This is a genomic window from Streptomyces sp. SAT1, assembly GCF_001654495.1.
GTDB lineage: Bacteria > Actinomycetota > Actinomycetes > Streptomycetales > Streptomycetaceae > Streptomyces > Streptomyces andamanensis.
This window is the reverse complement of the sequence record NZ_CP015849.1, coordinates 1,815,664-1,837,075: the sequence shown is the minus strand read 5'-3', so window position 1 is coordinate 1,837,075 and position 21,412 is coordinate 1,815,664. Positions and strand designations below refer to the sequence as shown.

Sequence of the window (21,412 nt, the reverse complement as noted above, 5' to 3'; positions counted from 1 at the left end):
ACTCTTCCGAGTGGATTTGCTCTGATCAACTGCCGGACATTCCACCGGAATTGACTTTTCCGCCCATGTCGGAGTGACGTGGGTCACCATTACCGTGCCCTTCACCAGGCAACCGTGGCGAAGGGACATTTCCATGCGCGTCGGAGTACTGACCGGTGGCGGCGACTGCCCCGGGCTCAACGCCGTCATCCGGGGGATCGTCCGCAAGGGCGTCCAGGAGTACGGCTACGACTTCGTCGGCTTCCGGGACGGCTGGCGCGGTCCGCTGGAGAACGACACCGTCCGCCTCGACATCCCCGCCGTACGCGGCATCCTGCCCCGCGGCGGCACCATCCTCGGCTCCTCGCGCACCAACCCCCTCAAGCAGGAGAACGGCATCCGCCGGATCAAGGACAACCTCGCCAAGCAGGAGGTCGAGGCGCTCATCGCGATCGGCGGCGAGGACACCCTCGGTGTGGCCGCCCGGCTCAGCGACGAGTACGGCGTGCCCTGTGTCGGCGTGCCCAAGACCATCGACAACGACCTGTCCGCCACCGACTACACCTTCGGCTTCGACACCGCGGTCGGCATCGCCACCGAGGCCATCGACCGCCTGCACACCACCGCCGAGTCCCATATGCGGGTCCTGGTCTGCGAGGTGATGGGCCGGCACGCCGGCTGGATCGCCCTGCACTCGGGCCTCGCCGGCGGCGCCAACGTCATCCTTCTGCCCGAGCAGCGCTTCGACGTCGACCAGGTGTGCGCCTGGGTCACCTCCCGCTTCCGCGCCTCGTACGCCCCGATCGTGGTCGTCGCCGAGGGCGCCATGCCCAAGGACGGCGAACTGGTCCTCAAGGACGGGTCGCTGGACTCCTTCGGGCATGTGCGGCTCTCCGGCGTCGGCGAGTGGCTGGCCAAGGAGATCGAGCGGCGCACCGGCAAGGAGGCGCGGACCACCGTCCTCGGGCACATCCAGCGCGGCGGCACGCCCAGCGCCTTCGACCGCTGGCTGGCCACCCGCTTCGGGCTGCACGCCGTCGACTGCGTCCACGACGGCGACTTCGGCAAGATGGTCGCCCTGCGCGGCACCGACATCGTCCGCGTCCCGATCGCCGAGGCCACCGCCAAGCTGAAGACCGTCGACCCGGCGCTGTACGCGGAGGCGGGCGTCTTCTTCGGCTGACGCGCGGACCGGCTGCGGGGCAGGTCCCCGCGCCGGTCGCGCCGGGGCAGGGGCCGGATGTCCGCGCACACCCGTATATTCGGCCCATACCCCATCGAACGGGAGGCACCGTGGAGATCCTGGCCTTCGGCGTGCAGGCCGACGAGAAGCCCCTGATCGAACACGCCTTCCGGGACCACCACGAGGTCCGCTGCCTGGACGTCTTCCTCACCGAGGACACCGCCCCCATCGCCGCCGGCTACGAGATCGTCTCCACCAGCGTCAACGCCGAGCTCGGCGGCCGGGTCCTGGAGACCCTCGCGGCCGGCGGGACCCGGCTGGTCGCCCAGCGCTCCACCGGCTTCAACAACATCGACCTGCACGTCGCCGAACGCCTCGGCATGACGGTCTCCCGGGTCTCGTACTACTCGCCCCACGCGGTCGCCGAGTTCGCCTGGACGCTCGCCCTCGCGGTCAACCGGCGCATCGTGCGGGCCGCCACCCGCACCCGCGACTTCGACTTCCGGCTCGACGGGCTGATGGGCCGCGACCTGCACGGCCGCACCGCCGGAGTGATCGGCACCGGCAAGATCGGCGAGGCGTTCACCCGCATCGCCCACGGCTTCGGCATGCGCCTGCTCGGCTGGGACGTCGCCGAGAACCCGGCCTGCATGGAACTCGGCATGAAGTACGTCCACAAGGACCAGCTGCTCGCCGAGTCCGACCTCGTCTCCCTGCACGTCCCGCTGATGCCGCAGACCCAGCACCTGATCGACGCGGCCGCCCTCAAGGCGATGAAGGACGACGCGATCCTGGTCAACTCCAGCCGCGGCGGCCTGATCGACACCGAGGCCCTCGTCGCCGAACTGCGCGAGGGCCGCTTCACCGGCATCGGCCTGGACGTCTACGAATCCGAGGCGGGCCTGTTCTTCCTCGACCGCTCCCTGGAGGCCATCGAGGACGACACCCTGGCCCGCCTGGTCACCTTCCCCAACGTCCTGGTGACGTCCCACCAGGCGTACTACACCGAGGACGCGCTGCGGCAGATCGTCGACGCCACCGTGCGCAACGTCCTCGACTACCGGGCGGGCCGCCGCTCGGAGAACGTCCTGGTCCCGCACAGCTGACCCATGAGCCCGGTCACGATCGCGGCGCCGTTCAGCGTCAGCACCGACTCCGGGTGGAACTGCACGCCCGCGAAGCCCGGCCCGCGCAGCGCGTGCACCTCGCCGCCCGCGCCGCGGCTCACCTCCACGCCGTGCGCGGCCAGCTCGGCGCGGGCCTCGTCGTCGCAGCGTGCCGTGAAGCTGTTGTAGAAGCCGACGGTCTCCGGGCGCCCGAACAGGTCGACCGTCGTCTGCGCCCCCTGGTACGGCACCTCCTTGCGGACGATGTCCAGGCCCAGTTCGGCCGCGATCAGCTCGTGCCCCAGGCAGACGCCGAGCACCCCGTGCCGGTGCCCGGCCAGCACCTCGGCGGTCAGCGCGCGCAGCAGCCGCATCTTGGGATCGGCCGGGTCGCACGGGTCGCCGGGGCCGGGTCCGAGCACCAGCGGCCCCTCGTGCGCGAGGACGGCCGCGCGCAGCCCGGCCTCGTCGTAGCGGCGCACGGTGACATCCAGACCCGAGGAGCGCAGCACATGGGCGAGCATCGCGGTGAAGGTGTCCTCGCCGTCCACCACCAGGGCGTGCCCCGCCAGGGCCCGCGACCGCTCCTGCATCCGCAGCCAGAACGGCGCCAGCGCGGCCCGCCGCCCGTCCAGCGCGGCCCGCACCCGCGGATCCTCCGCCAGCCGCGGCAGCTCCCGCTCCCCGCCCGGTGCGCCGGGGCGCACGCCCAGCGCGGCCAGGACGCCCGCCGCCTTCGCGTGCGTCTCCGCGACCTCGCCCGCCGGGTCCGAGCCGCGTACCAGGGTGGCGCCCACCGGCACGCGCAGCCGTCCGTCCGCGTCGATGTCGGCGGTCCGGATCAGGATGGGGGAGTCCAGCGTCTGGGCGCCGCCCGCGTCCCGGCCGAGCAGTGCGAGCGCGCCCGCGTAGTAGCCGCGCCCGCCGGACTCGTGGCGTTCGATGACCCGGCAGGCGTTCTGCACCGGCGACCCGGTGACGGTCGCCGCGAACAGCGTGTGGCGCAGCACCTCGCGCGCGTCCAGCGAGGACCGGCCGCGCAGCTCGTACTCGGTGTGCGCGAGGTGCGCCATCTCCTTCAGCCGGGGCCCGACCACCACCCCGCCCATGTCGCCGACCGTGCACATCATCTTCAGTTCCTCGTCGACGACCATCGACAGCTCCTCGATCTCCTTGCCGTCGGAGAGGAAGCCGAGCAGGTGCTCGGGGGTCGGCCCTCCGGCGGGGTAGCGGTAGGTGCCGCTGATCGGGTTCATCACGACCGTGCCGCCGGACATGCGCACATGCGCCTCGGGGCTCGCGCCCACCAGCGTCCGCCCGCCCGGCCCGTCCCCGGTGTGCACGACGAACGTCCAGTACGCGCCCCGCTCGCCCGCCAGCAGCCGCCGGAACAGCGCGAGCGCGTCGGCCCGCCCGAAGCCGGGGATCTCGCCCCGGTAGGTCCGCCGGATGACGAAGTTGGCGCCCTCGCCGGTGCCGATCTCCTCCTCCAGCACCCGCCCGACGATCCGCGCGTACTCCTCGTCGTCCACGTCGAAGCCGCCGTCCGCGACCCGCACCCCGTGCTCGGGCAGCCGCGCCAGGGCGTCGGCCAGCGGGACGGTGTACGACTCCTCGGGGGTGAGGACCGCCAGCGGGGTGCCGTCGTCGCGGACGTCGAAGCCGCGCTCGCGGATCTGCCGGAACGGCACCAGGGCCAGCCCCTCGTCGGGCAGGTCGGCGAGCCGTTCGCAGGTGGTCACCGGGCCGATCAGCACCTCGACCAGGTCGTGGTCGTGTCCGGGCGTGCGGCGCCGGAGCAGGGCGAAGGGGCGGGAGTCGTGCAGCAGCCTGGCCAGGTCCATGGGGTCGGTTCCTCTTCCCTCGGTGGTGCGTCGATGTCGGGGAGGAACGGCCGGGCTCCGCGAACGCCGAAGGCCGCCCCTCGGGCGGCCTTCGCGAAGTCTGGGATACGCGCAGTCAGCGGGCCGCCGGAGAAGCGGTCCACCACCAGTTCTGGATCTGGGTCGAGTGCGCGGACATGCCCGCACCTTATCCCATCCGCGCGGGCCGCCGGATCGCCCGGACGCACCACACCCGGTTTCCGCCGGGCCCGGCCGGTGGAAGGAGGGCGGGCGTCCCCACCCGCCCGGCACCAGGAGCACACCATCGCCACGCCACGCCCGCGCCGCCGCGCCGCGCGCCCCCTCAGAGCACTGGCCGCGCTGGCCGCACCGGCGCTCTGCGCGGCCCTGGCCGCCGGCCGGCCGCCCGCCGCCCTCCCCGACGCGTCCCCGGCTGCGTCCCTCCCCGACGCGTCCCCGGCTGCGTCCCGCACCGACGCGTCCCCGGCCGCGTCCCGGACCGCGCCCCCGGCCGTGCCCCGGAGCGTGCCGCCGACCGCGTACCGGACCGTCGCCTACCGCGGCCACACCTTCACCGTCCCCGCCGACTGGCAGGTCGTCGACCTCACCGCCGACCCGGCGGCCTGCGTCCGCTTCGACCGGCACGCCGTCTACCTCGGCACCCCCGGCGAGCGGCAGGACTGCCCGGCCCGCGCCACCGGCCGCACCGAGTCCCTGTGGGTGCGGCCCGCCACCGCCGAGCGGGCCGCCGTCACCGAGAACCGCACCGCCCGCCTCTTCCACGCCACGGCGTCGGCCGAGGGGATCGCCGTCACCGCCCCCTACCGCGAGGACCGCGCGGTGGTCGAGGAGGTGCTGCGCAGCGCGGGACTCCCGGTGTCGGCGGCCCGCACCGAGACGGTGTCGGCGGCGCGCACCGCGACGGGGGACGGCGGCGCGCAGTCCGTCCCGGCACTGCCCGCCGACGCCACCGTGTACCGCGGCCGGGGCTTCGACACCTGTGCCGCGCCGGGCCAGAAGGCCATGGACGCCTGGCGGGCCTCCTCGCCCTACGGCGCCGTCGGCGTCTACATCGGCGGCGTCAACCGCGCCTGCGCCCAGCCGGACCTGACCGACACCTGGGTGCGGACGCAGTACACCAGTGGCTGGCGCCTGCTCCCGCTCTACGTCGGCCCGCAGCCCTCCGCCGGCGCCGGGAGCTGCGCGGACGACTGCGCCGCCATCACCGACCCGGCGTCCCAGGGCAGGGCCGCCGCCGAGGACGCGGTGGTCCAGGCGGGCGCCCTCGGCCTCGGCCCCGGCTCGGTGCTCCACAACGACCTGGAGCAGTACACGCCCGGCGCGGCCCTCACCGCGCGGGTGCTCGGCTATCTGGAGGCGTGGACCCTGCGGCTGCACGAGCTGGGCTACCGCTCGGGCGCGTACGGCAGCGTCTCCTCGCTCGTCGCCGACCTGGTCGGCAACGCGGCGCGGACCACCCTGCCGGACGTGATCCACTTCGCGCACTGGAACGACGAGGCCGTCACCACCGACGCCGCCCTCCCGGCCGGTCTGTGGAGCCGGGGGCAGCGCGTCCACCAGTACGCGGGCGACCGCGCCGAGACGTACGGGGGCACGCGGATCAGCGTCGACCGGGACCAGCTGGACGTCGGCGCGGGCGCCTGACGGGGGCGGTTGTGGAAGTGTCCGCAAACAAGCGGTGTCCGTCTCACTTGATGAGCAGATGAAGGGACCCGCTCAGTGACCCCTTAGGGTTTGTGGTGTGACCGTGAACGCTAAGACCAGCACGAGTGCTGGCAACACCTGGCGAGACCTGCCCGCGGCGCAGCAGCCCGAGTACCCCGACACCGAGGCTCTGCGCGCAGTGATCGCGGACCTCGAGTCGTATCCACCGCTCGTCTTCGCGGGCGAGTGCGACCAGCTGCGCGCCCGGATGGCGGCCGTCGCCAGGGGAGAGGCGTTCCTCCTCCAGGGCGGCGACTGCGCCGAGTCGTTCGACGCGGTGTCCGCCGACGACATCAGGGCCAAGCTCAAGACCCTGCTCCAGATGGGCGCCGTGCTCACCTACGCCGCCTCGGTGCCGGTCGTCAAGGTGGGCCGGATCGCGGGGCAGTACTCCAAGCCGCGTTCCAAGCCGACCGAGACCCGCGACGGGGTCACGCTGCCGACCTACCGCGGCGACTCCGTCAACGGCTTCGAGTTCACCGAGGCCGCCCGGGTGCCGGACCCGGAGCGGCTGAAGCGGATGTACCACGCCTCGTCCTCCACGCTGAACCTGGTGCGCGCCTTCACCACCGGCGGCTACGCCGACCTGCGCCAGGTGCACGCCTGGAACCAGGACTTCGTGAAGTCCTCCCCGTCCGGCCAGCGCTACGAGCAGCTCGCCCGCGAGATCGACAACGCGCTGAACTTCATGCGGGCCTGCGGCACCGACCCGGCCGAGTTCCAGACGGTCGAGTTCTACTCCTCCCACGAGGCGCTGCTGCTCGACTACGAGTCGGCGCTCACCCGCACCGACTCGCGCACCGGCCAGCTCTACGACGTCTCCGGGCACATGGTCTGGATCGGCGAGCGCACCCGGCAGCTCGACCACGCGCACATCGAGTTCGCCTCCAAGATCCGCAACCCGATCGGCGTCAAGCTCGGCCCGACCACCACGGCCGAGGAGGCGTTGCAGTACATCGAGCGTCTTGACCCGGACCGCGAGCCGGGCCGGCTGACCTTCATCGTGCGCATGGGCGCCGACAAGGTCCGCGACAAGCTGCCCGAGCTGGTGGAGAAGGTCACCGCCTCGGGCGCGACCGTGGCCTGGGTGACCGACCCGATGCACGGCAACACCTTCGAGGCGGCCTCCGGGCACAAGACCCGCCGCTTCGACGACGTGCTCGACGAGGTCAAGGGCTTCTTCGAGGTGCACAAGGAGCTGGGCACCCACCCGGGCGGCATCCATGTGGAGCTGACCGGCGACGACGTCACCGAGTGCGTGGGCGGCGGCGACGAGATCTTCGTCGACGACCTCCACCAGCGCTACGAGACGGCCTGCGACCCGCGGCTCAACCGCAGCCAGTCGCTGGACCTGGCCTTCCTGGTCGCGGAGATGTACCGGGACCAGTGAGCCGTCCGCCGGACACCGGCCGGTGAGTGGGGCGCGGATCACACACGGTCCGCGCCCCCCTCTCTTTCTCGCGTCCGGTACGACGGGTAAGGTTAGGTTTGCCTCACCGAGAAGTCGGGGCGGCACCACTGATCGATCCCGGCGGGAGGTGAGCCGCGCGTGTACGTCTGCAGTTGCTTCGGCATCACCGAGCAGCAGGTCCAGCAGCACGCGGAGAGCGGTGCCTGCACCCCCCGCCAGATCGCCTCGGCCTGCAAGGCGGGCACCGACTGCGGCGGCTGCGTCCGCCGCATCCAGGCCCTGCTCGGCCGGGGCGCGTGTCCGCGGCGCGAGCTGATCGAGCGGCGCGCCCCGGCGTTCGCGCGGCTCACCGCCGAGGACGACGCGGGCGCCGCCCGCAGGGAACTGGGCGACGCCGCGTAGGGTCCGTCCGGCCGGGGCCGGGCGCCTCAGTGGGTGGAGAACCCGCTGGTGCCGGGGCCCGAGGAGTCCGGCTGGCTCTGCTCGATCACGGTCGAGAGGTACAGCGCCTCGCCCAGCTTGTCGACCAGCTCCAGCTGGGTGTCCAGGTAGTCGATGTGGTGCTCCTCGTCGGCGAGGATCGCCTCGAAGACATTGGCCGACGTGATGTCGCCCTTGTCGCGCATGACGTCCACGCCCCGGCGCAGCCGGTCGATGGCCTCGACCTCGATCTGCCGGTCGGCCCGGAACATCTCGGTCACCGTCTGCCCGACCGACACATGGAAGAGCCGCTGGTAGTTCGGCAGGCCGTCCAGCAGCAGGATGCGGTCGGTGAGGATCTCCGCGTGCCGCATCTCGTCGAAGGACTCGGCCCGGGTGTACTCGGCGAGCTTCGACCACCCCTTGTGATCCTGGAGCTTGGCGTGCAGGAAGTACTGGTTGATCGCGGTCAGCTCGGCGGTGAGCTGCTCGTTGAGCAGTTCGATGACCTCGGGGTCGCCTTGCATGCGGTGCACTCCTTCTGTGCTGGTACGGGCCGTCACGGGCCGATAGCGCCGCATGATTCCATCGGCCTCCACGTCAGTCCAGTAAGTGCACACTTAGTATGAGTTGCCCGAATTGGTCCAGGGCTGGTCCCGCGCACCCCGCCCCGTCTGTCAGGATGGAGGCATGGGTCAGCCGGTGGAACGCGCGTCCGGGGAGGCGTCGGGAGCAGCGCAGGGAGCAGCGGCACAGCCGGAGCTTCCGCCGGGCCAGCGGCTCCAACGGGGCTGGCCGGTCACCCACTACGGTCCGGTGCCCAGGTTCCGGCCCGAGCGCTGGGAATTCAGGGTCTTCGGCGCCACCGCCGACGGCGAGAAGCACTGCTGGACCCATGAGGAGTTCACGGCGCTGCCGTACACCACCGTGGTCGCCGACCTGCACTGCGTCACCAAGTTCAGCATGCTCGGCGCCGAGTGGGGCGGCATCCCCGCGCGCACGGTCCTGGACATCGCCCCGCCCGCGCCCGACGTCACCCATGTCATGGTCTGGGCCGAGTACGGCTTCAGCTCCAACCTGCGCCTGACGGACTTCGCCGCGGACCGGACCCTCTTCGCCACCCACAAGGACGGCGAACTGCTCACCGCCGAGCACGGCTTCCCGCTGCGCCTGGTCGTCCCCCACCTGTACGCCTGGAAGGGCCCCAAATGGGTCCGCGGGGTGGAGTACATGACCGCCGACCGCCGGGGCTTCTGGGAGGAGCGCGGCTACCACAACATCGGCGACCCCTGGCAGGAGCAGCGCTACTCCTACCAGGAGGAGCCCGGGGACGGCCCCGGGCTGTGAGGCTCCGGCTCAGCCGTCCCTGACCGGCTCAGCCGTCCCTGAGCCGCTTCAGCCGGGCCACGTCCGCCGCGTGCCCCTCCTTGCCGCCGGGCGTCTCGATCACCAGCGGCACACCCGCGGTGGCGGGATGCGCCATCAGGGCCCGGAAGGGGTCCTCGCCGATATGGCCGGAGCCGATGTTCTCGTGCCGGTCCTTGTGGGCTCCCACCACGTCCTTGGAGTCGTTGGCGTGGATCAGTTTCAGCCGGCCCTCGCCGACCGTGTCCACCAGCAGGTCCAGGGTCTGGCGCATGCCGTCCGGGCCGGTCAGGTCGTGGCCCGCGGCGAAGATGTGGCAGGTGTCCAGGCAGACGCCCAGCATCGGATGGGCGTCCAGCGCCTCGAAGTACGGCCCGAAGTCCCAGGTGCGCGAGCACAGCGACGCGCCCTGTCCGGCGGTCGACTCCAGGAGCAGACACGGGTCGTCGTCGTGGGTCAGCTCGTCCAGCAGCGGCAGCATGTGCTCCCGTACCTGCTTCAGCGCCACCGCCCGGTCCCGGCCGCCGGTCGCGCTGCCGGTGTGCACGACGACGCCGAGCGCGCCGATCTGCCGGGCGCGCCGCAGCGAGTGCCGCAGCGAGGTGACGGAGCGCTCCACGGTGGCCTCGGTGTGCGAGCCGAAGTTGATCAGATACGGGGCGTGCACATAGGCCGGGACCGACTGCTCGGCGCAGGCCGCGCGGAACGCCTCGTCCTGGCGCGGGTCGCCGGTGGGCGTGGCCCAGCCGCGCGGATTGGCGACGAAGACCTGCACGGTCTCGGCCCCCAGCTCACGGGCGTAGGACAGTCCCACGGAGTGCAGCCCGCCGGCCACGGGGACATGACCGCCGACCGGATTGCGCGCGGCGCCGGACAGGGCCGGGACCGGGGCCGCGGCGGACGGGGAGGGGGCGGGGGACTGCTGGCTGCTCACCTGTTCAGGGTGTCATGCGGGCCGGGGCCACCGGACGCCGGCCGTGGTGATCCCCGTCTCCTCCGCCCGCTCCTGCCGTGCCCTGCGGGTACCCCGGCGGGATCACCTGATGGTGATCTTTATCGTCGAGCCCTTCGGCGCCTGCCCGCCGCCCGCCACCGACTGCTTCTTGACGGTGTCGCCGAACAGGCCGAGCAGCCCGCGGTCCTCGGAGACCTTGAAACCGGCGTCCTCCAGCGCCTTGTGCGCATCGTCGACGCTGTCGCCCGTCACATCCGGGACCTCGATCATCTCCGGGCCCTTGGACAGGGTCAGCGTGACCGTGTCGCCCTCGGCCGCCTGGCCGCCGGCCGCCGGGCTCTGCCGGGCGACCTGCCCCTTGTCGTGCTCGGAGTTGACCTGCTCGGAGGCGACCGTCACCTTCAGGCCCGCCTCCTCCAGCTCGGACCTCGCCTGGTCCAGGTCGTCTCCCGCGACGTCCGGCACGTCGACCGGGCTGCCCTTGCTGACGGTGAGCGCGATCGCCGAGCCCGCGTGCCGCTCGGTGCCCGAGGCGGGGTCCGTGCCGGTCACCGAGCCCTTCGCGACGTCCTCGCTGAACGCGCGGCGCACCATGCCCGGCTCCAGACCGGCCTTCTTCAGCAGGCGCTGGGCCGCGTCCAGCGTGCGGCCCTTCAGATCCGGCACCTTCACGGTCTCCGGGCCGTCGGAGACGGTGAGCGTCACCGCGTCGTTGCTGCGGATCCGGGCGCCCGCCGCCGGGTCGGTGCTGATGACGGTGCCGCGCTTCACGGTGTCGCTGTAGGCGTGCTTGACGTCCTTGACGTCCAGACCGGCCGCGTCGAGCCGCTTCCTGGCCTGTGCCTCGGTCTTCGCCAGCAGCGGCGGCACCTTCGTGAACTGGCCGGAGTTGATGTACCAGACGCCGCCGCCGACACCGAGGAGCAGCAGGACGGCGGCGACCACGGTCAGCACCATCCGCTTCGGCCGCCGGACGGACCGCCGGGGCGCCAGGGCCGCGGACGCCTCGAAGCGGCTGGTGCGGTGCAGTGGGTCCCCGCCGCCCGCACCGGCCGGGTCCGGCGTGTCCTCGTTCACCGGCAGCGGACGCGGCACCGTCAGCGCGCGCGGGATCACGCTCGTACGGTCCTCGCCGTTGTCGTGCTCCGCCGTGCGGGCCTGCGGCGGCAGGGCGTCGAGCTGCTGCGCGGAGAGCGCGGCGCGGGCCTCGCGGACCCGCGCCAGCAGCGCCACCGCGTCGTGCGGCCGGACCCCGGCGGTGCGCGCGGTGGCCGCGGCGACCAGCTCGTCCAGCGCGTACGGCAGGCCGGGCACCGCTGCGGACGGGGCCGGCACGTCCTCGTGCAGATGCTGGTACAGCACCTGGGCCGGGCTGTCGCCCTGGTGGGGCTTGCCGCCGGTCAGCATCTCGTAGAGCACCACACCGCACGCGTACACGTCGACGCGGGGATCGGCCGTGCCCTGCTCTATCTGCTCGGGGGCCAGGTAGGAGACGGTGCCCAGGACGGCACCGGTGGTGCTGGTGACCGAGTCCACCGCGCGGACCAGCCCGAAGTCGGCGACCTTGACCCGGCCGTCGTCCCCTATCAGCACGTTCTCCGGCTTCATGTCGCGGTGCACGAACCCGGCGCGGTGCGCCGCGCCGAGCGCCGCGAGCACCGGCTCCAGGATGTCCAGCGCGGCCCGCGGCTGGAGCGCCCCGCGCTCGCGCAGCACGTCGCGCAGCGTGCACCCGGCGACGTACTCCATGGCCAGGTAGACGTACGACCCGTCGGTGCCCTGGTCGAAGACCTGCACCACGTTCGGGTGGTCCAGGCGGGCCACCGACTTGGCCTCCCGGATGAACCGCTCCACGAAGGAACCGTCGACCGCGAGCGCCGGGTGCATCACCTTGAGCGCGAGCACGCGGTCCAGACGGGTGTCCAGGGCCCGGTAGACCGTGGCCATCCCGCCGACGGCGATCCGCGCGTCGACGCGATACCGGCCGTCGAGCACCTGCCCGACGAGAGGGTCCTGAAGGGTCGTATCCACGCACGTGAGTCTACGAGCCGCCACCGACACCCTCACCGCCCCGCGGGCCCCGGCGCCGGGACTGCGACCGAGCTGTGACGCTTCCCACGCGCGCGGGGCCTGTGACGGGACCTAGAACGCGGGCCGTTCCGGGTCCAGGGCGGCCAGGCCCTGTTCCGGGGACGACGCCCGCGCGAAGTGGCGCTTGGGGATGCGGCCCGCCAGCCGGGCCAGCCGGCCGGCCGTCACCGCGTGCCGCATCGCCTCCGCCATCACCGCCGGCTCCTGCGCCCGCGTCACCGCCGAGGCCAGCATCACGGCGTCGCAGCCCAGCTCCATGGCCAGCGCCACGTCGGAGGCCGTACCGGCGCCCGCGTCCAGGATCACCGGCACGCGCGCGTGCTCCACGATCAGCTCGAAGTTGTGCGGATTGCGGATGCCGAGGCCGGAGCCGATCGGCGAGCCCAGCGGCATGACCGCGGCACAGCCCACGTCCTGGAGCTTGCGGGCGAGCACCGGGTCGTCATTGGTGTACGGCAGCACCGTGAAGCCGTCGTCGACCAGCGTCTCCGCCGCGTCCAGCAGCTCGATCGGGTCCGGCAGCAGGGTGCGCTCGTCGGCGATGACCTCCAGCTTGACCAGGTCGGTGCCGAGCGCCTCGCGGGCCAGGCGGGCGGTCAGCACCGCCTCGCCCGCCGTGAAGCAGCCCGCCGTGTTGGGCAGCACCCGGATGCCGAGCCGGTCCAGCACGGACAGCACCGAACCGTGCGACGAGGGGTCCACCCGGCGCATCGCGACCGTGGTCAGCTCGGTGCCGGAGGCCACCAGGGACCGTTCCAGCACGTCCAGGCTGGGCGCACCGCCGGTGCCCATGATCAGCCGGGAGGTGTAGGACGTGCCTCCCAGGAGGAAGGGGTCGTCGGCCATGGGGTCAGCCTCCTTGGACGGCGGTGAGGATCTCGACGCGGTCGCCCTCGGACAGCGCGGTGGCGGGCCACTGGGTGCGCGGGACGACGGTCTCGTTGACGGCGGCGGCCACCCCGGAGGGCGCAGCCGTCACGGCGCGCACGACGGCGTCCAGGGCCGTGCCGGGCGCGATCTCGCGCGGCTCGCCGTTGACGGAGACGGACAGGAGCGGGGGCGGGGGCAGGGGTGCGGAGGTGTTCATACGGGCTGCTCCGTGCGGGCGGCGGCGAACCGCCGCGGGGTGAAGGGACGGGCCTCGTCCGGCAGCGCGCCGGTGGTCAGGGCGTGCGCCATGACGTCGCCGGTGACCGGGGTGAGCAGCACGCCGTTGCGGTGGTGCCCGGTGGCCAGCAGCAGCCCGTCCAGACCGGTCGGGCCGAGCAGCGGCGCGTTGTCCGGGGAACCGGGGCGCAGTCCGGCGCGGGTCTCGGTCAGCGGCAGCTCGGTGATCCCGGGCACCAGCTCGTGCGCGTCGCGCAGCAGCTCGTAGACGCCGCCCGCGGTCACCGTCGTGTCCCAGCCCAGCTCCTCGCTGGTGGCGCCGACGACCAGCTCGCCGTTCAGGCGCGGCACCAGGTAGACGTGGCCGCCGCGCACCACGGCGCGCACGGTGCGGCTCAGGAACGGCGCGTACCGCTTCGGCACGGTCAGCCGCAGCACCTGCCCCTTGACCGGGCGCACCGGCGGCAGCACCTCGTCCGGGACCCCCGCCAGGCGTCCGCTGAGGCTGCCGGCGGCCAGCACCACCTGCTCGGCGCCGAGCGCCGTGCCGTCGCGCAGGACGCACCCCGCGGCCCGGCCCCGGGCGAGGGTGAGCCGCTCGGCCCGGTCGCGGTGGAAGACCACCCCGGCGCGCTCGCAGGCGGCCACCAGGGCGGCGGACAGACGGCGCGGGTCGATCTGGTGGTCGCCGTCCACCCGCAGACCGCCGCGCACACCCGGCGCGAGCATCGGCTCCAGACGGCGGCAGTCCCGCCCGGACAGCCACTCCGCCTCCAGCCCGCAGCGCAGTTGCAGGGCGTGCAGGTCCCGCAGGTGGGCGCGGTCGTCGGTGTCCAGCGCGACGGCGAGCGTGCCGCAGCGGCGGTAGCCGAGGTCGTGCCCGGTGGCCTCGGTCAGCTCGGCCGCGAAGTCCGGATAGCGGCGGGCCGAGGCCAGGTTCAGGCCGAGCAGCGTCTCCTCGCCGTAGTGCAGCTCCGTGACGGCGGCCAGCATCCCGGCCGCCACCTGCGCGGCCCCGCCGCCCGGCTCGGGGTCCACCACGGCCGTGGACAGCCCGCGCAGGGCCGCCCGCCAGGCGGTCACGAGCCCGATGATTCCGCCCCCGACGACGAGGACGTCTGACGTACGTGGCGACGACATGGGCGTCCAGCCCCTCCCTTCGCCGGCATGACCCGGATCAGGTTCGTACGGTCGGAGGCCGCCAGCCTCCCTCTCAGCCCGGTGCGTCCGGGCTCCCGCGAGTGCTTGTACGGTCGCCAGCCTAGCCCCACGAGCAGCGCCTCTGTAAGGGAGCCTCCGGTGCGCCGCCTCCCCGCGGACCGGGGCCCGGACCGGACCGGTACCCGCGCCCGGACCGGACCGGTACCCGCGCCCGGACCGGCCCCCTGCCTGACGCCTTGTCAGGTGACTATGGTGATCGGGTGAGCGAGCAGACACCGGAACCGGGACAGGCGCAGGCGCGGGAGCAGGAGCACGGGCGGGCCCGGCAGGGCGCGCCGCAGCCGCGGCGCGTGGTCGTCGTCGGCGCGGGCATGGCCGGCGTGCAGACCGCGGTCGCCCTGCGCGAACAGGGCTTCACCGGCACGGTCACCCTGATCGGCGCCGAACCCCACCAGCCCTACGACCGGCCGCCGCTGTCCAAGGCCGTCCTGCTCGGCAAGGCGGAGGGCTCCGCCTTCGACGTCGACTTCGAGGCCCTCGGCGTCGAGCTGCGCCTGGGCTGCGAGGCCCTGGCCGTACACACCGACGCCCATGTGCTCGACACCTCCGCGGGGCCCGTCCCGTACGACGTGCTCGTCCTGGCCACCGGCGCCGAACCGGTGCGGCTGCCCGGCACCGAGGACGTTGCCGGTGTGCACCTGTTGCGCACCCTGGACGACGCCGAACGGCTGCGCCCGGTCCTCGCCGGACAGCACGACGTCGTGGTGGTCGGCGCGGGCTGGATCGGCGCCGAGTTCGCCACCGCCGCGCGCGAGGCGGGCTGCGCCGTGACGGTCGTGGAGGCCGCCGGCCGGCCGCTGGCGGGCGTCCTGCCCGCCGAGGTGGCCGCGCCCATGACCGCCTGGTACGCCGACAGCGGCGCCGTGCTGCGCACCCACGCGCGCGTGGCGGCCGTCGAGCCCGGAGCGGTCGTCCTCGACGACGGCGAGCGGCTGCCCGCCGGTGCCGTGGTCGTCGGCATCGGCGCCCGCCCCGCCACCGCCTGGCTGGCCGGTTCCGGCATCGCCCTGGGCGAGTGGGGCGAGGTGCTCGCCGACGACCATCTGCGCACCAGCGCCCCGGACGTGTACGCGGTCGGCGACTGCGCCTCCTTCCCCTCGCGCCGCTACGGCGAACGCCTGCTGGTCCACCACTGGGACAACGCGCTCCAGGGGCCGCGCACCGTCGCCGCCGACGTGATCGGCCTGACCCCCGCGGCCTACGACCCGGTGCCGTACTTCTGGTCCGAGCAGTTCGGCCGGTTCGTGCAGTACGCCGGGCACCACACCGCGGCCGACGCCATGGTCTGGCGCGGCGAGCCGTCCGGTCCGGCGTGGACGGTCTGCTGGCTGCGCCAGGGGCGGCTGGTCGCCCTGTTGGCGGTCGGCCGGCCGCGGGATCTCGCCCAGGGCAGACGGCTGATCGAGGGGGGCGCGCCGATGGACCCCGAGCTGCTGGCGGACCCGGCGCGGCCGCTGAAGACGGCCGTCGGCTAGCTATAGCCAGGGCAGGTCCCAGGGCGCGGCGCCCGGCCGCGCCGCCCGGGTGGGCGGGGTCGGCTTCCGCGTGTCAGTGGCAGATGGCACGCTTGGTTCTGTGACCGAGATTGACGCGAAGACCGATGGGCTCGTCCCCGCCTGGCTCACCCTCCCCGACATCGCCGAGATGCTCGGCGTCGAGGTGACGCGTGTGCGGCAGCTGGTGAAGGAGGGCCAGCTCATCGCCGTACGCCGGGGTGAGAACCGCGCGCTGCACGTCCCCGCCGCCTTCATCGACGGGGACAAGGTCGTCAAGGGCCTGACCGGGACCCTGACCCTGCTGCGGGACGACGGCTTCACGGCCGAAGAGATGATCGAGTGGCTCTTCACCCCCGACCCCAGCCTGCCCGGCACCCCCGCGCAGGCCCTCAGTGAGAACCGCGGCACGGAGGTGAAGCGCCGCGCCCAGGCGCTGGCCGTCTGAGCCCGAGGCCGGGACGACCGGCCCACCGAGCCGTTCGGGGCGTAGCCGCGCCGGACGGCGGACGCGGACGGGGCGTGCGCGCCGCGCGCGCCCCGTGCCTCCCTCCGGCCCGCACGGCGACCGGAACACCAGCACGTACGCACGCACAGGTATGCACACGCATAGGCACTGCGCGCGGTACGCACGCCCCGCAGCACGCACGACCACGCACCACTGATCCGATCGCAGGGGGACTCCACGCATGCCCGACACCGCCGCAGCCGCCGCCCGCGCCCGTCTGGCCGACGCGCGCCTGTATCTGTGCACGGACGCCCGCAAGGACCGGGGCGACCTGCCCGAGTTCCTGGACGCGGTCCTCGCGGGCGGGGTCGACATCGTGCAGCTGCGCGACAAGGGCATGGAGGCCGGGGAGGAGCTGGAGCACCTGGAGGTGTTCGCCGACGCCTGCGCCCGCCACGGCAGACTGCTCGCGGTCAACGACCGCGCGGACGTCGCCCACGCGGCCCGCGCCGACGTGCTGCATCTGGGCCAGGGCGACCTGCCGGTCCCGGCGGCCCGCGCCGTCCTCGGCGGCGACATCCTGATCGGCCGCTCCACCCACGCCGAGTCCGAGGCCGCCGCTGCCGCCGTCCAGGACGGCGTGGACTACTTCTGCACCGGCCCCTGCTGGCCCACCCCGACCAAGCCCGGCCGCCACGCGCCCGGCCTCGACCTGGTCCGGTACACCGCCTCCCTGGGCACCGACCGCCCCTGGTTCGCCATCGGCGGTATCGACCTGGGCAATCTGGACCAGGTGCTGGAGGCGGGCGCCCGGCGGGTCGTCGTGGTCCGGGCGATCACCGAGGCCGCTGATCCCGGCGCCGCGGCGGCGGAGTTCGCGAAGCGGCTGCGCGAGACGGTCTGACCCCGGCCCCGGCCCCGATCTCAGCCCCGGCCGCGGACCGGTCCGGCGCGTCCGTGGACGGAAAGTGTCCAAGGAGTGGACAACAACTCGGCAAACCGGGCAAAAAGCCATCGTTCGGTTGGGTGGCCGCCGCACCCTGGCTAACCTGCGAGTATGGCCCTCGGCACCGCATCCACCAGGTCGGACCACGCCCGCACGGTCCGCGACATGCTCGCGACCGGCAAGACGACGTACTCGTTCGAGTTCTACGCCCCGAAAACCCCGAAGGGCGAGCGGAACCTGTGGAACGCGCTGCGCCGGGTCGAGGCCGTGGCGCCCGACTTCGTCTCGGTGACCTACGGCGCGGGCGGCTCCACCCGCGCGGGCACGGTCAAGGCGACCGAGGCCATCGCCTCGGACACCACGCTCACCCCGATCGCCCACCTCACCGCCGTCGACCACTCCGTGGCCGACCTGCGCAACATCATCGGGCAGTACGCCGACGCCGGGATCCGCAACATGCTGGCCCTGCGCGGCGACCCGCCCGGCGACCCGATGGGCGAGTGGGTGCCCCATCCCCGCGGTCTGCGCTACGCGGCCGAACTCGTCGAGCTGATCAAGACCTCCGGTGACTTCTGCGTCGGTGTCGCGGCCTTCCCCGCGATGCACCCGCGCTCCGTCGACCGGGACACCGACGTCCGCCACTTCGTCGACAAGTGCCGGGCCGGCGCCGACTACGCCGTCACACAGATGTTCTTCGACCCGGAGGACTATCTGAGGCTGCGCGACCGGGTCGCGGCGGCCGGCTGCGAGACCCCGATCATCCCCGAGATCATGCCCATCGCCAGTGTGAAGACGCTCGCGCGGATCCCGTCGCTCACCAACGCCGTCTTCCCCGGCGCCCTGAAAGAGCGCATCCTCGCGGCGCAGGACGATCCGGCCGCTGTACGCTCCATTGGCATCGAGTTCGCCACGGAGTTCTGCGCGCGGCTGCTGGCCGAAGGAGTGCCCGGACTGCACTTCATCACGCTCAACAACTCCACGGCGACCCTGGAGATCCACGAGAACCTGGGCCCGCACCGCTCACCGCGGGCCTAGACCGGTCGCATCACGGGTGCGACACACTGCGGAACGGCCACTGGGAGAGGGGCGTACATGGGCTGGGCGGTCCTCTACATCGCGTTCGGCGGCGTCGCACTGTGGTTGCTCGGCGAGGTGCTGCTGCAGTACAAGGCGCGGCTGCGCTGGCGGCTGCTCGCCTTCGGCGGCTTCCTCTGCGTGGTCCTCGGTGTGCTCCTGCCGTCCGTCCTGGTCATCGCCCTGGGGGCGATCGCCTTCGCGACCGGGCAGACCTATGTGACGCTGTCCTTCCGCCGCGGCTTCGTCGCGGGCTGGGCGGTGCGGCAGCCCGGCGCCGCCGAGGGCACCAAGCGCCGCCGGGGCAGGGGCGGCCGCAAGGACGCGGCCCCGGAGAACCCCGGCCCGGAGGCCGCCGTCGACGGCCCCGGTGAGGCGTTCGGCGCCGACGACCCGGCCGGCGCGTACGACGGGCCCGGACCCGACGCCTCCGCCTACGGGCACGACGACGAGCCCGACGACGTCTTCACCCCGACCCGTCCGCCGGAGCCCACGGCCGCCGAGTCCACCGCCGTCTACGCCCCGCAGCCGCTGCCCGACGACACCGGCTCCTACGGCGTCTACGGCGGCACCGGCCACTCCGCCGGCAGTCCGGCCCCGAACCCGTACGCCGCCACCGCCCAGGCCCCCGACCAGGGCTACGGCTACGACTACTCCGGGTACCAGCAGCAGGGTTACGGCTACGACGGCACGGGCCAGCAGCAGTACGCCGCCTACTCGGACCCGTACATCGGCACCCAGACCTACGACGGCGGCACCGGCACCGGCCACCCCGGCGACTACGGCCGGCAGGGCTACGGCGGCCAGGACCAGTACGCCGCGGGCGGTCCGGGCGGCGGCTACGGCGGCGAGACCCCGCCGGGCGGCGTGTGGGTCCCGCAGCAGCGCGGCGACGACCCCTACGGCGGCCAGCTCCCGCCGGAACAGCAGCCGTACCCGTACCAGGGCGACGGACAGGGCGACGGCACCCACGGCCAAGGGCCCGGCCAGGGGCAGACGCACGGCCAGGCACCCGGCCAGGGCCAGGCGCCGCACGGCGCGGGCTACGACGAGCAGTACCGTTTCTGAAGCAGCCTCACCGGCCGCCCCGGGCAGCTTCCTCGGCCCTCGGGCGGCCCTGCCGGCCCTCCGGCGGCCTCACCGCCCTGCTCCTGAGCCGGCCTCAGTACTCGCCGCGCCCGCGCCCCCGGCTCACTGCGAGCCGCGGAAGTCCGGGCCCTCCACGACGAGCCCGGCCACCAGCGCGCCCGACATGCCGGCGTGCGGCAGCCCGCCGCCGGGATGCGCCCAGCCGCCCACGGCGAACAGGCCCTCGGTACCGGTGGAGTTCGCCGGATGCAGCAGCCGTCCCCGGCCCGCGGCCAGCGCCGGCGCGGGCACCGACCCGCCCGGCGCGCCCGTCTCCCGCGCGATGTCGGCGGGCGTGCGGACCTCGTGCCACAGCAGCCGGTCGCGCAGTCCGGGCACGGCTCGGGCGGCGGCGGTGATCATACGGTCGGCGTGCGCGGCCAGATCCCGCGGCCCGGCGGCCGCCGCCGAACCCTGGGTCGGGACCGTGGCCGTGAGCGTGACCGCCTCGTGCTCCGGGTCCGGAACCAGCGCGGGATCGCCGGGGCGCGCCACGACGACCGTGGGCCGCGCGGGCAGCCCCGCACCGCCCGCACCGCCCGAGCCGAACAGTGCCTCGAACTCCTGCGCGGGGTCGGGCGCGTGCACCACGGTCCGGTGGGCCGTCCCCTCCGGGCGGGCGCCGCGCAGCGCCAGCAGCACGGTCAGCCGGCTCGGCAGCCCCCGCTGCGGCGGCACCGCGCCCGCACCGCCCGGCACCGCGGCGGGGCCGCCCGGCGTCCCGGGGGCCGCCGCGGTGACCACGAACTCCGCCTCGGCGCCGCCCCCGTCCGCGAACTCCACCCCCGCCACCCGGCCGTCCTTCTCGACGACCCGGGCGACCTCGGTGCCGAAGACGAACTCGACCCGGCGGGCCGTGCACCGCTCGTACACCGCGCGCGCCAGCTCGCGCAGACCGCCGCGGACGTACCAGACGCCGAAGGCGTGCTCCATGTACGGCAGCACGGCGGCGCTCGCCGGGGCGGTCCGGGGATCGAGCCCGTACGCGAGCGCGTGGCTGTCCAGGAGCGCGGCCAGGCGCGGATCACGCAGCTCCCAGGCGCCGATCTCGGCGAGTGTGGCGGCCCGGCGGGTGCGCAGCAGGCGCTTGTGCGGGACCGCCGGATAGGGCTCGCGCTCGGCCAGCACCTGCCAGTCGGGCCACAGCGGCTCCTCCAGCAGCGGGCGCCTGGTGCGGTCCCACGCCTCGCGCGCCCGCACCAGGAAGTCGCCCCAGCGCTGCCCGGCGCCCGCGCCGAGCGCGTCCTCCAGGGCGGCGACGACGCCCGCGCGGGAGGCGTTCGGCAAGGCGCACTCGGTGCCGTCCGCGAAGACGTGCCGCGCCGCGGGATCGACCTGGACCAGCTCGACGCGGTCCTCCAGGGGCTCCTTGCCGGTCTTCACGAACAGGTCGCGGTAGACCGCGGGCAGCGGAAGCAGGGCGGGACCGGTGTCGAAGGCGAAGCCGTCCCGCTCGAAGCGGCGCACCGCTCCGCCGTACGTCTGTGTCCGCTCGTACACCGTCACCCGGTGGCCCGCGACGGCCAGCCGGGCAGCCGCCGCCATCGCGCCCATCCCGGCGCCGATCACCGCAATCCGTGCCATGCCCGCGACCCTACCGACCACCACCGACAATCCCCGTTCCGGGTGCCGCGGCCGGCGCCTGCGCGGGAGGCGCGGGGCCGTCCGGGCCCGGTGCCCGGGGACGGGTACGGAGGGCTGAGTACTCGTACCTAGACGGCGAGATGAGTACCTGCGCGGATGGGCCCCGGCCCGCGCGGACGAGAGAGTGGAGGCACGGGAAGGGGCACAGCGCCGGTACCGCCGATACGGGGCGGCGGAACGGCGCTGCCCTGGACCGCTCCTTCCGCCGGCCCAGGTCGGCGGGAGCGAGGCACGGGGGAGCCCGGAACGACCGAACGGGGTCCGACGGGGGG

At 73.9% G+C, this 21,412-nt stretch carries 20 protein-coding genes and 1 riboswitch; of the genes, 11 read left to right on the top strand and 9 right to left on the bottom strand.

Annotated elements, in window-relative coordinates; translation table 11 throughout:
* The first annotated feature begins 133 nt into the window (after positions 1-133).
* Positions 134-1,162: a 6-phosphofructokinase gene (locus A8713_RS08030; protein ID WP_064532600.1), complete on the top strand. Its 1,029-nt coding sequence runs from the start codon at positions 134-136 to the stop codon at positions 1,160-1,162.
* A gap of 110 nt (positions 1,163-1,272) precedes the next feature.
* Positions 1,273-2,268, top strand: coding sequence for a 2-hydroxyacid dehydrogenase (locus tag A8713_RS08025; RefSeq protein ID WP_064532598.1), 996 nt, complete (start codon positions 1,273-1,275; stop codon positions 2,266-2,268).
* Here the strand turns inward: A8713_RS08025 and A8713_RS08020 are convergent.
* Entirely contained in the window at positions 2,220-4,112 is a 1,893-nt protein-coding gene (locus A8713_RS08020) for an anthranilate synthase family protein (RefSeq protein WP_064532596.1), read from the bottom strand. The genes A8713_RS08025 and A8713_RS08020 overlap by 49 nt on opposite strands.
* Before the next feature lie 115 nt (positions 4,113-4,227).
* On the bottom strand, positions 4,228-4,290 hold the full coding sequence (locus A8713_RS34890) for a trp operon leader peptide (RefSeq protein WP_107440782.1): 63 nt from the start codon (positions 4,288-4,290) through the stop codon (positions 4,228-4,230).
* 77 nt (positions 4,291-4,367) lie between these two features.
* On the opposite strand from A8713_RS34890, the gene A8713_RS08015 reads away from it, so the two are divergent.
* The 3 genes from A8713_RS08015 (at position 4,368) to A8713_RS08005 (ending at position 7,650) form a co-directional block, all read left to right on the top strand.
* A complete protein-coding gene (locus tag A8713_RS08015; RefSeq protein WP_237305319.1) occupies positions 4,368-5,777 on the top strand; it encodes a glycoside hydrolase domain-containing protein in 1,410 nt (469 codons plus the stop codon).
* A 97-nt stretch (positions 5,778-5,874) separates the two neighbouring features.
* Positions 5,875-7,227: a class II 3-deoxy-7-phosphoheptulonate synthase gene (locus A8713_RS08010; RefSeq protein ID WP_064532594.1), complete on the top strand. Its 1,353-nt coding sequence runs from the start codon at positions 5,875-5,877 to the stop codon at positions 7,225-7,227.
* A gap of 159 nt (positions 7,228-7,386) precedes the next feature.
* Entirely contained in the window at positions 7,387-7,650 is a 264-nt protein-coding gene (locus A8713_RS08005; protein WP_064532592.1) for a (2Fe-2S)-binding protein, read from the top strand.
* A 26-nt stretch (positions 7,651-7,676) separates the two neighbouring features.
* Here A8713_RS08005 and bfr read toward each other — a convergent pair whose 3' ends face one another.
* Positions 7,677-8,195: a bacterioferritin gene (gene bfr, locus A8713_RS08000; protein ID WP_018567447.1), complete on the bottom strand. Its 519-nt coding sequence runs from the start codon at positions 8,193-8,195 to the stop codon at positions 7,677-7,679.
* A 163-nt stretch (positions 8,196-8,358) separates the two neighbouring features.
* Here bfr and A8713_RS07995 point away from each other — a divergent pair, with 163 nt between their 5' ends.
* Entirely contained in the window at positions 8,359-9,015 is a 657-nt protein-coding gene (locus A8713_RS07995) for a sulfite oxidase-like oxidoreductase (RefSeq protein WP_064532590.1), read from the top strand.
* Positions 9,016-9,043: 28 nt separating this feature from the next.
* On the opposite strand, the gene A8713_RS07990 is transcribed toward A8713_RS07995, so the two are convergent.
* From A8713_RS07990 to thiO, 5 genes are all read right to left on the bottom strand, one after another.
* Complete coding sequence (locus A8713_RS07990) at positions 9,044-9,967, bottom strand: deoxyribonuclease IV (protein WP_064532589.1); 924 nt, start codon at positions 9,965-9,967, stop codon at positions 9,044-9,046.
* A 102-nt stretch (positions 9,968-10,069) separates the two neighbouring features.
* Positions 10,070-12,019, bottom strand: coding sequence for a Stk1 family PASTA domain-containing Ser/Thr kinase (pknB, locus tag A8713_RS07985; protein WP_064532587.1), 1,950 nt, complete (start codon positions 12,017-12,019; stop codon positions 10,070-10,072).
* Between the two features lie 111 nt (positions 12,020-12,130).
* On the bottom strand, positions 12,131-12,925 hold the full coding sequence (locus A8713_RS07980) for a thiazole synthase (RefSeq protein WP_064532585.1): 795 nt from the start codon (positions 12,923-12,925) through the stop codon (positions 12,131-12,133).
* Between the two features lie 4 nt (positions 12,926-12,929).
* Positions 12,930-13,130 (bottom strand): sulfur carrier protein ThiS, encoded by a 201-nt coding sequence (thiS, locus tag A8713_RS07975; RefSeq protein WP_064537313.1) that lies wholly within the window; start codon positions 13,128-13,130, stop codon positions 12,930-12,932.
* A 32-nt stretch (positions 13,131-13,162) separates the two neighbouring features.
* Positions 13,163-14,326, bottom strand: a complete 1,164-nt coding sequence (thiO, locus tag A8713_RS07970) for a glycine oxidase ThiO (RefSeq protein WP_064532583.1) — start codon at positions 14,324-14,326, stop codon at positions 13,163-13,165.
* Positions 14,324-14,435: riboswitch (TPP riboswitch) on the bottom strand. (Overlaps the previous gene by 3 nt.)
* A 172-nt stretch (positions 14,436-14,607) precedes the next feature.
* Between thiO and A8713_RS07965 the strand changes: the two genes are divergently transcribed.
* From A8713_RS07965 to A8713_RS07945, 5 genes are all read left to right on the top strand, one after another.
* Positions 14,608-15,882 carry an NAD(P)/FAD-dependent oxidoreductase gene (locus tag A8713_RS07965; RefSeq protein ID WP_385498703.1) on the top strand — a complete coding sequence of 425 codons (1,275 nt, stop codon included), beginning with the start codon at positions 14,608-14,610 and terminating at the stop codon, positions 15,880-15,882.
* A gap of 100 nt (positions 15,883-15,982) precedes the next feature.
* Complete coding sequence (locus A8713_RS07960; protein ID WP_018567455.1) at positions 15,983-16,348, top strand: Rv2175c family DNA-binding protein; 366 nt, start codon at positions 15,983-15,985, stop codon at positions 16,346-16,348.
* Positions 16,349-16,589: 241 nt separating this feature from the next.
* Positions 16,590-17,252, top strand: coding sequence for a thiamine phosphate synthase (gene thiE / locus A8713_RS07955; protein WP_064532581.1), 663 nt, complete (start codon positions 16,590-16,592; stop codon positions 17,250-17,252).
* Between the two features lie 153 nt (positions 17,253-17,405).
* On the top strand, positions 17,406-18,329 hold the full coding sequence (gene metF / locus A8713_RS07950; RefSeq protein WP_064532579.1) for a methylenetetrahydrofolate reductase [NAD(P)H]: 924 nt from the start codon (positions 17,406-17,408) through the stop codon (positions 18,327-18,329).
* 57 nt (positions 18,330-18,386) lie between these two features.
* Positions 18,387-19,436: an SCO2102 family sporulation regulator gene (locus A8713_RS07945; RefSeq protein WP_064532577.1), complete on the top strand. Its 1,050-nt coding sequence runs from the start codon at positions 18,387-18,389 to the stop codon at positions 19,434-19,436.
* 123 nt (positions 19,437-19,559) lie between these two features.
* Here A8713_RS07945 and A8713_RS07940 read toward each other — a convergent pair whose 3' ends face one another.
* Positions 19,560-21,080 (bottom strand): phytoene desaturase family protein, encoded by a 1,521-nt coding sequence (locus A8713_RS07940; RefSeq protein ID WP_064532574.1) that lies wholly within the window; start codon positions 21,078-21,080, stop codon positions 19,560-19,562.
* Positions 21,081-21,412 lie beyond the last annotated feature (332 nt).